The 11,402-nt window shown below is 62.6% G+C and carries 10 protein-coding genes; 3 read left to right on the top strand and 7 right to left on the bottom strand.

What is annotated here, in order from left to right:
- Positions 1 to 18 precede the first annotated feature (18 nt).
- From rpoD to rpsU, 3 genes are all read right to left on the bottom strand, one after another.
- Complete coding sequence (rpoD, locus tag DM373_RS14880; RefSeq protein WP_110994296.1) at positions 19 to 1,869, bottom strand: RNA polymerase sigma factor RpoD; 1,851 nt, start codon at positions 1,867 to 1,869, stop codon at positions 19 to 21.
- 67 nt (positions 1,870 to 1,936) lie between these two features.
- Positions 1,937 to 3,925, bottom strand: coding sequence for a DNA primase (gene dnaG / locus DM373_RS14875; RefSeq protein WP_110994295.1), 1,989 nt, complete (start codon positions 3,923 to 3,925; stop codon positions 1,937 to 1,939).
- A gap of 275 nt (positions 3,926 to 4,200) precedes the next feature.
- Complete coding sequence (rpsU, locus tag DM373_RS14870; RefSeq protein WP_003255575.1) at positions 4,201 to 4,416, bottom strand: 30S ribosomal protein S21; 216 nt, start codon at positions 4,414 to 4,416, stop codon at positions 4,201 to 4,203.
- Positions 4,417 to 4,621: 205 nt separating this feature from the next.
- Between rpsU and tsaD the strand changes: the two genes are divergently transcribed.
- Positions 4,622 to 5,647 (top strand): tRNA (adenosine(37)-N6)-threonylcarbamoyltransferase complex transferase subunit TsaD, encoded by a 1,026-nt coding sequence (tsaD, locus tag DM373_RS14865; protein ID WP_110994294.1) that lies wholly within the window; start codon positions 4,622 to 4,624, stop codon positions 5,645 to 5,647.
- Positions 5,648 to 5,673: 26 nt separating this feature from the next.
- On the opposite strand, the gene plsY is transcribed toward tsaD, so the two are convergent.
- Positions 5,674 to 6,243: a glycerol-3-phosphate 1-O-acyltransferase PlsY gene (plsY, locus tag DM373_RS14860; protein ID WP_110994293.1), complete on the bottom strand. Its 570-nt coding sequence runs from the start codon at positions 6,241 to 6,243 to the stop codon at positions 5,674 to 5,676.
- Between the two features lie 74 nt (positions 6,244 to 6,317).
- Between plsY and folB the strand changes: the two genes are divergently transcribed.
- Positions 6,318 to 6,674 (top strand): dihydroneopterin aldolase, encoded by a 357-nt coding sequence (gene folB, locus DM373_RS14855; RefSeq protein ID WP_110994292.1) that lies wholly within the window; start codon positions 6,318 to 6,320, stop codon positions 6,672 to 6,674.
- A complete protein-coding gene (folK, locus tag DM373_RS14850; RefSeq protein WP_110994291.1) occupies positions 6,665 to 7,174 on the top strand; it encodes a 2-amino-4-hydroxy-6-hydroxymethyldihydropteridine diphosphokinase in 510 nt (169 codons plus the stop codon). The genes folB and folK overlap by 10 nt, the downstream gene beginning before the upstream one ends.
- A 123-nt stretch (positions 7,175 to 7,297) precedes the next feature.
- On the opposite strand, the gene DM373_RS14845 is transcribed toward folK, so the two are convergent.
- From DM373_RS14845 to DM373_RS14835, 3 genes are read right to left on the bottom strand one after another with little or no spacing between them, the layout of a single operon-like run.
- Positions 7,298 to 8,395, bottom strand: a complete 1,098-nt coding sequence (locus DM373_RS14845) for a multifunctional CCA addition/repair protein (RefSeq protein ID WP_110994290.1) — start codon at positions 8,393 to 8,395, stop codon at positions 7,298 to 7,300.
- 60 nt (positions 8,396 to 8,455) lie between these two features.
- Positions 8,456 to 10,024 (bottom strand): SpoVR family protein, encoded by a 1,569-nt coding sequence (locus DM373_RS14840; protein ID WP_110994289.1) that lies wholly within the window; start codon positions 10,022 to 10,024, stop codon positions 8,456 to 8,458.
- Positions 10,021 to 11,292 (bottom strand): YeaH/YhbH family protein, encoded by a 1,272-nt coding sequence (locus DM373_RS14835; RefSeq protein WP_110994288.1) that lies wholly within the window; start codon positions 11,290 to 11,292, stop codon positions 10,021 to 10,023. The genes DM373_RS14840 and DM373_RS14835 overlap by 4 nt, the downstream gene beginning before the upstream one ends.
- Positions 11,293 to 11,402 lie beyond the last annotated feature (110 nt).

Raw genomic sequence — 11,402 nt, 5'->3', positions numbered from 1 at the left:
CTGGGCCGGGGTTCGTCATCACTCGTCGAGGAAGGAGCGCAGATGCTCGCTTCGCGTCGGGTGGCGCAGCTTGCGCAGCGCCTTGGCTTCGATCTGACGGATCCGCTCACGGGTCACGTCGAACTGCTTGCCGACTTCTTCGAGGGTGTGGTCGGTGTTCATGTCGATGCCGAAACGCATGCGCAGCACTTTGGCTTCACGTGCGGTCAGGCCCGAGAGCACGTCACGAGTCGCTTCCTTGAGGCTTTCGACCGTGGCCACGTCGATCGGGGACTGCATGGTGGAGTCCTCGATGAAATCGCCCAGGTGCGAGTCTTCGTCGTCACCGATCGGCGTTTCCATGGAGATCGGCTCCTTGGCGATCTTCAATACCTTGCGGATCTTGTCCTCGGGCATCTCCATGCGTTCACCGAGCTCTTCCGGGGTCGGTTCACGACCCATTTCCTGCAGCATCTGCCGGGAAATGCGGTTGAGCTTGTTGATCGTCTCGATCATGTGCACCGGAATACGGATGGTGCGTGCCTGGTCGGCGATCGAACGGGTGATCGCCTGGCGGATCCACCAGGTGGCATAGGTCGAGAACTTGTAGCCGCGACGGTATTCGAACTTGTCCACCGCCTTCATCAGGCCGATGTTGCCTTCCTGGATCAGGTCGAGGAACTGCAGGCCACGGTTGGTGTACTTCTTGGCGATGGAGATCACCAGACGCAGGTTCGCCTCGACCATTTCCTTCTTGGCGCGGCGGGCCTTGGCCTCACCGATGGACATGCGACGGTTGATTTCCTTGATTTCGGCAACGGTCAGGCCGGTCTCGGTCTCAAGGTCGATCAGCTTCTGCTGGCAGGCGACGATCGCGGCGTTTTTCTCACCCAGGGCAGCGGCCCATTTGGTGCTGCGCTTGGCGAGGTCACCGCTCCAGGTCTGGTCGGTCTCGTTGCTCGGGAACAGGCGCAGGAAGTCGGCCCGCGGCATGCGCGCGTCACGCACGCACAGCTGCATGATGGCGCGTTCTTGCTGGCGCAGACGGTCCAGGGCGCTGCGAACGCGCTCTACCAGTGCTTCGAACTGCTTGGGTACCAGCTTGATCGGCATGAACAGATCAGCCAGGGCCTGCATGGCGCCAATGCTTTCGGCGTGGGTGCGGCCATGCTTCTTCAGCACCTTGAGGGTGATGACGAGCTGCTCGGAGACTGCACCGAAACGCTGGGCTGCAACGACCGGGTCCGGACCGCTTTCGGTCTCTTCCTCGTCGTCACTGCTCTCTGCGTTTTCTTCGTCTTCGTCTTCCTCTTCCTTCGCGGCAGCAGCCTTGGCACCTGGGATCGGTACTTCTTCGGTCGGTGCGGCGATGTTGTCATCAGGGTCGATATAACCGCTGAGGACGTCGGACAGACGGCCACCTTCGGAGGTGACGCGGTCGTATTCGCTGAGGATGTGGTCGACAGTGCCCGGGAAGTGAGCGATGGCGCCCATGACTTCACGGATGCCTTCCTCGATGCGCTTGGCGATTTCGATTTCGCCTTCGCGGGTCAGCAGCTCGACGGTACCCATTTCACGCATGTACATGCGCACCGGGTCGGTCGTACGGCCGATATCGGTCTCAACTGCCGCCAACGCTGCGGCGGCCTCTTCGGCTGCGGCTTCGTCAGTGTCGGCTTCCGCCAACAACAGGGCATCCGCATCCGGAGCACTCTCGAATACGTTGATCCCCATGTCGTTGATCATGCGGATGATGTCTTCCACCTGCTCCGGATCTGAAATATCCTCGGGCAGGTGGTCGTTGACCTCCGCGTAAGTCAGGTAGCCCTGCTCACGACCGCGGGTGATCAACTCTTTGATGCGAGATTGCTGTTGCGCTTTTCCGGACATAACACCCTATCCACTGAAGGTCTTGGCGGGCAAAAAACAAGCCGAGGATTATACCCGAGCATGGACCTCACGCGCCAGATGAGGTCGGGTTTTGTGCGGGAACATTGCGGCGGAGCAAGTCACGAAGCTTGGCAGTTTCGTCCTCGTCCAAGCCTGTTAGACGAGATTTGCTGATCAAATGTTCCAGGCTGCGCTCGCGTTGGCGGGCGGACAAGCTAGTTATAGTGTCGAAAAACTGTTGTTCAAGGTTGTCGGCATCGATCAACCATTCCTTTTCCGCCAGGGCGCGCAGCAAGCGGCCTTGTTCGGTGCCATGCCAGCGTGCGATCAGCTGCATAGAGCTTAGCTTAGGATTCTTCTGCGCAGCCTCGATCAGGGCCACCAGCAGTTGGCTGTAGAGTTGCTGCTCGTCGGCGAAATGACCGGCATCTTCGACCTTGCCGGCCAGCAGCGGGTGGTGCAGCAGCGTGCGCAGCGCCGATAACGACGGTGGTTCCACTGGTGCCGGTACCCGCGGTGGTGCGTCGCCACGTTGGCCATCGCGCTGCCAGGGCTTGCCGCCTTTCTTGTCCCAGGGCTTACCTTCCCATTGTTTCTTGCCGCCCTTGTTCGGTGTCCAGGGGCGTTGCTCCTGTTGCGCCGGGGCGTAGTCGGGCTGGTGCTGCAGGTCGCCATAATCCGGGGTGTAACTGGCCATGGCGTCGTAGTCGAAGCCCGGGTCGTAATCCGGCACGCTGCTGGCGGCCGGCGCACTCTGTGCCAGTTGCTCCAGCTGCTGCGGGTCGAGGCCGGTGATCTCTTTCAGGCGGTTGCGCATCAGTTGGCGCAGGTTTGCCCCTGGGACCTTTTCGATCAGCGGGGCGGCCAGCGTGACCATGTGCGCCTTGCCTTCCAGCGAGCGCGGGTCAGCCTCGTTGCTCAACTGCTCGAAGAAATAGTCGGCCAGCGGCTGGGCGTGCTGGTTGATGCGGGCATGGAAAGCGTCGGTGCCTTCGGCGCGGACCAGGCTGTCCGGGTCCTCGCCCTCGGGCAGGAACAGGAAGCGTGCGCGGCGGCCATCCTGCAGGCTCGGCAGGGTCGACTCCAGTGCGCGCCAGGCAGCCTTGCGCCCCGCCTGGTCGCCGTCGAAGCAGAACAGCACGCTGGGCACCACGCGGAACAGGCGCTTGAGATGTTCTTCGCTGGTGGCCGTGCCCAGTGTCGCCACGGCGTTGCGCAGCCCCTGCTGGGCCAGGGCGATGACATCCATGTAGCCTTCGACGACGATGATTTCGTCGAGGTTGCGGTTGTTTTTGCGCGCCTCGTACAGGCCGTACAGCTCCTGGCCTTTGTGGAATACCGGGGTTTCCGGGGAGTTCAGGTACTTGGGCTTGTCGTCGCCCAGCACTCGGCCGCCGAAGGCAATGACCCGGCCACGGCTATCGCGGATCGGGAACATCACGCGGTCGCGAAAACGGTCGTAACGCTTGCCGCTCTCGGCGTTCTCGATCAGCAGGCCGGCATCGATCATGACCTTCTGCTGCAGCGTGTCGGCGCCCAGGTGCTTGAGCAGGTTGTCCCAGCCTGGCGGGGCGAAGCCCAGGCTGAAATCGCGGGCGATCTCGCCGGACAGGCCGCGGCCCTTGAGGTAGTCCACAGCCGCCTTGCGGGTCGGGTGGCTGCGCAGGGCCTGGCGATAGAATTCGCTGGCCGCTTCGAGCAGCGGGTACAGGGGGGAGTCGGTTGGCTGGCGCGGCTTCTGCCCCCGGCGGCCCTCTTCGCGTGGCACTTCCATGCCGGCTGCACGGGCCAGTTCCTCGACCGCCTGGGGGAAGTCCAGGTTGTCGTGGTCCATGATGAAGCCCAGCGCGTTGCCGCCGGCGCCGCAGCCAAAGCAGTAGTAGAACTGCTTGTCGGGGCTGACGGTGAAGGAGGGCGACTTCTCCTTGTGGAACGGGCAGCAGGCGGAAAGATTCTTGCCGGTCTTCTTCAGCTGGACGCGCGAACTCACCACGTCGACGATGTCGGTGCGGTTCAGGAGGTCATCGATGAAACTCTGGGGAATCAGCCCGGCCATGGCAGCCTCGTCATCTGGCAACTGGCAAGTCTAAACGCTTGTGCTCGGGTTTGGCGTGGGGTGTCGCGAAGGGGTATGTGCTCGTCACCAGCCTGTGAGGGCTCGTCAGAAAGGACGTGCACGTCTGGCCAATGGCCAGGTCTGACGTGTTGCTGCGGGTTGCCCATGGCTTTTGCCGGGGCACCCAAGGCGCATGGCCAAGGGTTTGAAACGACCGCTGCCATCTGCCCGGCACGAGGCCGGGCGGGGCAGAAGCTTTGCGTAGAACGGCTGTATTAGTACAGACGAACTGCGCGGCGCTGTTCGCGCTGAACTTTCTTCGCGTGACGCTTTACAGCGGCAGCGGCTTTGCGCTTACGCTCGGCGGTCGGCTTCTCATAAAACTCGCGGCTACGAACTTCAGCCAGTACACCGGCTTTTTCGCAGGAGCGCTTGAAACGACGCAGAGCTACGTCGAAGGGTTCGTTCTCTTTAACTTTGACGGCTGGCATCCAGGGCTACCTTAATTCATTACCGGGGTAGACGTGCTCCTGGCAAAACATAAGGTGTGCTGGAGTACGTCGGTTTTCAAGGGTTGCGGATGTTAACCCTTAGCTGGCAGGAATGCAAAGCCTCTGATCGAAAACCGCTGGTCGGCACAGGGTGCGGGGACTATCATGCGCGCCTTCGAATTCAGCCTCGACAGGGCACGAACCCATGCTAGTACTGGGATTGGAAACATCCTGCGACGAAACTGGCGTCGCATTATACGACAGCGAACGCGGCTTGTTGGCCGACGCGCTGTTCAGCCAGATCGACCTGCATCGCGCTTATGGTGGTGTGGTGCCCGAGCTTGCCTCGCGCGACCACGTCAAGCGCATGCTGCCGCTGATCCGGCAGGTGCTGGAGGAGGCCGACTGCGTCGCCACCGAGATCGACGCCATCGCCTACACCGCGGGTCCTGGCCTGGTCGGCGCGTTACTGGTGGGCGCCTCCTGTGCCCAGGCCCTGGCGTTTGCCTGGGATATCCCGGCGATCGGCGTGCACCATATGGAAGGGCACTTGCTGGCGCCGATGCTCGAAGAGCAGCCGCCGGAGTTTCCGTTCGTCGCTTTGTTGGTGTCCGGCGGCCACACCCAGCTCGTGCGGGTCGATGGCATTGGCCAATACGAACTGCTCGGCGAGAGCCTGGACGATGCGGCCGGCGAGGCGTTCGACAAGACGGCCAAGCTGATCGGCCTCAATTATCCAGGAGGGCCTGAAATCGCTCGCCTGGCCGAGCAAGGCACCCCAGGGCGCTTCGTGTTCCCGCGGCCGATGTGCGACCGTCCAGGCCTGCAGTTCAGCTTCAGCGGCCTCAAGACGTTCGCCCTGAACACCTGGCAAAAATGCCGTGAGGCCGGGGACGACAACGAGCAAACCCGTTGCGACGTGTCGCTGGCGTTCCAGCAGGCGGTGGTGGAGACTCTGACCTTCAAGTGCAAGCGGGCGCTCAAGCAGACCGGCCTCAAGCGCCTGGTCATCGCCGGTGGCGTGAGTGCCAACACCGCCCTGCGCACGTCGCTCGAGACCATGCTGGCCGGCCTCAAGGGCAACGTCTATTACGCGCGCCCACGCTTCTGCACCGACAATGGCGCGATGATCGCCTATGCTGGCTGCCAGCGCCTGATGGCCGGGCAGCAGCAAGACCTGGCGATCAGCGTGCAGCCGCGCTGGCCGATGGAGCAATTGCCGGCACTGTAGGAAAGGGCTGGGTACGGGCGAGCGTTTCAGAAGTGCCGTTCGCGCCCGGCAAACAAGTCACGCAGATTGTTGCGATGGCGCCAGACGATCATCACCGTGAGCACGGTCATGGGCAGCAGAGCTGCAGGCTCGCGCCAGGCCAGCAGTGGCAGGGTGAGGGGCGTGGCGATCAACGCGGCCAACGAGCTGGTGCGGGTGAGGTAGAAGGTCAGCAGCCAGGCGCTGATGGCCAGCAGGGCGGCCGGCAAGTACAGGGCCATGAGCATGCCAGCGGCAGTGGCCACGCCCTTGCCGCCCTGGAAGCGGAAGTAGATCGGGAACAGATGGCCGACTACCGCGCAGATACCGACCCAGGCCTGCTCTTGCAGGTCCAGCCCGGCCAGGCGTGCCAGCAGCACCGGCAGCATGCCCTTGCACAGGTCGCCCAGCAGCGTCAGGATCGCCAGCTTGCGCCCGGCCAGGCGCAGCATGTTGGTGGCGCCGGCATTGCCCGAGCCGCTGGAACGCGGGTCGGGGCTGCCGCTGAGGCGGCTCAGGACGATGGCAAAGGACAGAGAGCCGAGCAGGTAGGCAAGCAGCGCCAGTGACCAAAACATGCTAACTATTCCGGGCGAGGACGCCCTGATTCTAACGGCGCCCGTCGCCCTTGTCGTGCTGTGGAGAGAAGTGCTTGGACAGAGTGTTCATCGAAGGCCTGGAAGTCGATACCGTGATCGGCGCCTACGACTGGGAGCGGGATATTCGCCAGTGTCTGCGCCTGGACCTGAGTTTCGCCTGGGACAACCGCCCGGCCGCCGCCGGTGATGACCTGTCGTTGGCACTGGACTATGCCAGCGTTTCGGCGCGGGTCCAGGCGTTTGCCGAGCAGGCTCGCTTCGAGCTGGTCGAGACGTTCGCCGAGCGCCTGGTGGCGGTGCTGATGGCCGAGTTCAACATCCCCTGGGTGCGCCTCAAGCTCACCAAGCCGGGCGCAGTGCCGGCGGCTCGCGGCGGCGTTGGCGTGGAGATCGAGCGCGGATGTCTCTGAACACGGTTTACCTCGGCCTGGGCAGCAACATCGACCGCGAGCGGCACTTGTGCGCGGGGCTCGATGCGTTGGCTGGCATGCTCAGCGGCATGCAGTGTTCGGCAGTGTTCGAGAGCCAGGCGGTGGGCATCAAGAGCGGCCCGTTCTACAACCTGGTGGTGCGCGGGCAGACCGAGTTGCCGCTGCTGGAGTTCGACCGCCGGCTCAAGTTCATCGAGGCGGAAAATGGCCGATATGCGCCGGACCGCAAGGGCTTGCCGCTGGATATCGATGTGCTGATGTACGGCGATCTGCACGGCACCTTCGATGGGTTGGTGCTGCCGCGTGCGGAAATCCTGAAAAATGCTTTTGTGCTGTGGCCGCTATCGCTGTTGGCGCCGGCGCTGGTGCATCCGGGTGCAGGGAAAAGCATGGCGCAGCTGTGGCATGAAGCGAGCATCGAACAGGTGCTGGCGCCGGTGCCGTTCGAATGGCGTGGGTTGCAGTTGACCCCGGCGTGAGCCTGCGCCGCCCTCTTCGCGGGTAAACCCGCTCCCACAGGATGTTCATCACCCGCGGCATTCACGCCATCTGTGGGAGCGGCGGTTCGCCGCTGCGATTTACCCGTGAAGAGGCCGGGCAGATCAAGCGGACTTGTAGGCTTCGAGCGCCTTCAGGCGCTCGGCTTTGAGCGCTTCGCCCAGGCCCTGGCCGGAAAGCCCGGTTTCCAGCAATGGCTTCACATCCACGGCCCGCGCCGCTTCTGCGGCCCCGCGCAAGTACTCGCCTTGTGGATAGCCTGAGCCCAGCGTCGCCATCTCGCACGCGGCGATGAAGTCCTCGAAGCGCTGCGGCCGGCGGTACACGTCGAACTTATGCAGCATCTCCAGCAGGCTTGCAGGCTCCAGCGCCAGGGCGTGGTCTGCCCGCTCGGCAAATTCCCCCACCAGCGCCGCCAGCTCCTGGCATTCGCGTGGGGCTTTGAGGCGCTGGTTGAGCGCCTTGATCGCGGCAGGCTGCAGCCCTCGCAGCAGGCACGCCCAGCGTACCGGCAGCGGCTGCTGATGCCTTGCCGCCTGGTGCAGCGCCGGCAATGTATCAGCGCCGTGCGCAAGCTCGGGCATCAGTTCCATCAGCCCGCCACAGCTGCGCAGCACTTCAATGAACACCTGTGGCTCGGGTTCCATCAACGCACGCTCGATCTCTTTCCAGCTGCGCTCGGCGGTCAGCGCCTGTAGTTCGCCAGACTCGGCGATCTGGCGCATCAGCCCCAAGGTTTCTTCGGCGACCTCGAAACCCAAGGGCGCGTAGCGGGCAGCAAAACGGGCAACACGAAGTACCCGCAGGGGATCTTCGGCGAACGCCGGGGAAACGTGACGAAGGATGCGTTCATTCAGGTCGCGTTTGCCGTGGTAGGGATCGTACAGCGTGCCCTGTTCGTCCTCGGCCATGGCGTTGATGGTCAGGTCGCGACGAATCAGGTCTTCCTCGAGGGTGACATCCGGGCTTGCGTGAAAGGTGAAACCGCCATAGCCACGGCCGCTTTTGCGCTCGGTGCGGGCCAAGGCATATTCCTCGCCCGTTTTCGGATGAAGGAATACCGGGAAATCGGCACCGACCGGGCGAAAGCCCAGGGCCTGCATCTGTTCGACCGTGGCGCCGACCACCAACCAGTCGATGTCGCTGACCGGGCGGCCGAGCAGACGGTCGCGCACGGCGCCGCCAACCTTGTAGATCTGCATGTGGAACCTCCATTACTGGCGACAGGATACCTTGTCGGCAGCAATGGAGGGGGCGCTGCGCTAGAGGTGGTGCACCACGGCCAGGTCCATGCGCCCGTAGTCGCCTGCCTCGCCATGTTCGCTGCGCGGCGGCATGTGGTGGGTTTTCATCACCTGGTCGCCCTGGACGGTCTCGAGGTGGATGTCGAAGCCCCACAGGCGATGCAGATGCTTGAGCACTTCGTCGGTGGAGTCGCCCAGTGGCTTACGGTTGTGCTGCTGGTGGCGCAGAGTCAGGGAGCGGTCGCCGCGGCGGTCGATGCTCCAGATCTGCACGTTGGGTTCACGGTTGCCCAGGTTGTACTGGGCGGCCAACTGCTCACGGATGGTGCGATAGCCATCCTCGTCATGGATCGCCGGCACCAGCAGATCGTCGCGCTGATCGTCGTCGAGAATGCTGAACAGCTTGAGGTCGCGCATCACTTTCGGTGACAGGTACTGCAGGATGAAGCTCTCGTCCTTGAAGCTGCTCATGGCGAATTTGAGGGTGGAAAGCCAATCGCTGCCGGCGATGTCCGGGAACCAGCGGCGATCCTCTTCCGTCGGGTTTTCGCAGATACGGCGGATGTCGGTGTACATGGCAAACCCCAGGGCGTAGGGGTTGATGCCGCTGTAATAGGGGCTGTCGAAGCCCGGCTGGAACACCACGCTGGTGTGCGACTGAAGAAACTCCATCATGAAGCCTTCGGTGATCAGCCCTTCGTCGTACAGGTCGTTCATCAGGGTGTAGTGCCAGAAGGTGGCCCAGCCCTCGTTCATCACCTGGGTTTGGCGCTGCGGGTAGAAATACTGCGCAATCTTGCGCACGATGCGCACCACTTCACGCTGCCAAGGCTCGAGCAACGGCGCGTGTTTCTCGATGAAATACAGGATGTTCTCCTGAGGTTCGGCAGGGAAGCGCGCATCGTCGCGCTCGCCGCCCTTTTCGGTGCCTTTGGGGATGGTGCGCCACAGGTCGTTGATCTGCCGCTGCAGGTGTTCTTCACGCTCCTTCTGCCGGCGGCGCTCCTCTTCGGCCGAGATCGGGTAGGGGCGTTTGTAGCGGTCGACGCCATAGTTCATCAGGGCGTGGCAGGAGTCGATCAGGTCCTCGACAGCGTCGATGCCGTGGCGCTCCTCGCACTGGGCGATGTACTGCTTGGCGAATACCAGGTAGTCGATGATGGAGCTTGCGTCTGTCCAGGTACGGAACAGGTAGTTGCCCTTGAAGAAGCTGTTGTGACCATAGCAGGCATGGGCGATCACCAGTGCCTGCATGCACATGGTGTTCTCTTCCATCAGGTAGGCGATGCACGGGTCGGAATTGATCACGATCTCGTAGGCCAGGCCCATCTGCCCACGGCTGTAGGATTTCTCGGTACTGAGGAATTGCTTGCCATAGGACCAGTGGTGATAACCCAGCGGCATGCCCACGGACGCGTAGGCGTCCATCATTTGCTCGGCGGTGATCACTTCGATCTGGTTGGGGTAGGTATCCAGCGCGTAACGCGCGGCCAGGCGACTGATTTCGCGGTCGTAGGTCTGGATCAGCTCGAATGTCCATTCGGAGCCGGTGGAAATGGGTTGGCGTCTCTGCTCTCTGGCGGTCATGTGGCTAACCTGCGCTGGAAGAGTTCACGGAAGACCGGGTAGATGTCGCCGGCCGATACCAACTGTTGCTGGGCAAAGGTGTCGGGGAAACCCTCGCCGATGCGCTCGTATTCGTACCACAGCGCCTGATGCTCGCGCGGGGTGATTTCGACATAAGTGTAGTACTGCACGTGCGGCATGATCTGCTTGGACAGGATGTCGCGGCAGATCGGCGAGTCGTCGTTCCAGTTGTCACCGTCGGACGCCTGGGCGGCGTAGATGTTCCAGTCGCTGGCCGGGTAGCGCTCAGCCATGATTTCCTGCATCAGCTTGAGCGCACTGGAAACGATGGTGCCGCCGGTTTCACGGGAGTAGAAGAATTCTTCCTCGTCGACTTCGCGGGCACTGGTGTGGTGCCGGATGAACACCACCTCGATGCGGTCATAGTTCCGTTTGAGGAACAGGTACAGGAGGATGAAGAAGCGTTTGGCGATGTCCTTGGTGGCCTGGGTCATGGAGCCGGAAACGTCCATCAGGCAGAACATCACCGCCTTGGAGCTGGGGTTGGGCTGCTTGACCAGCAGGTTGTATTTGAGGTCGAAGGTGTCGAGAAATGGCAGGCGGTTGATACGTGCCTTGAGCCGCTCGATCTCGGCCTCGGTTTCCTGGATGTCGGTGAAGTTGTCGGGCTCCTCGACTTTCAGCCGATCCAGTTCCTTTTGTGCCTCGCGCAACAGTGCGCGGCTGCTGCCGGTCAGCGCGATGCGCCGGGCATGGGCCGAACGCAGGGTGCGCACGATGTTGATGCGCGAGGGGTTGCCTTCGTTGGCGATCCCGGCGCGCACGGTCTTGAAGGTGTCGGCACCGGTCAGGTGGCGTTTGACCAGGTTGGGCAGCTCGAGGTCCTCGAACATGAATTCGAGAAACTCTTCCTGAGTGATCTGGAAGACGAAATCGTCCATGCCCTCGCCGGAGTTGCCGGCCTTGCCACGCCCGCCACCCCCGCCGCCGCCTTGTGGTCGAGCGATGTGCTCGCCTGCAGTGAATTCTTTGTTACCGGGGTGGACGACAGTCTGCTTGCCGCCGCGACCGTGGTGCAGCACCGGTTCGTCGATGTCACGGCCCGGGATGCTGATCTGCTCGCCATGCTCCATGTCCATGATGGAGCGGCGGCTAACGGCCTCTTCGACGGCTTTCTTGATGTGCTCACGGTAGCGCCGCAAAAAACGCTGGCGGTTGACCGTGCTCTTGTTCTTGCCGTTCAGGCGTCGGTCGATTACGTAGCTCATGATCCCTCCGGTGACTGGATGCAGCTACTGGCTTCAAGCTGCAAGATGGAGCAGCCACCGCTGCTGAAAGCCGTGGCGCCAGAGCTGAGCCTGGCGCCGTGCGGCTTGCA

This window comes from Pseudomonas sichuanensis, from assembly GCF_003231305.1.
Classification (GTDB): Bacteria; Pseudomonadota; Gammaproteobacteria; order Pseudomonadales; family Pseudomonadaceae; genus Aquipseudomonas; species Aquipseudomonas sichuanensis.
The sequence above is the reverse complement of the archived record's forward strand: the minus strand, read 5'-3'. Positions and strand labels throughout refer to the sequence as shown.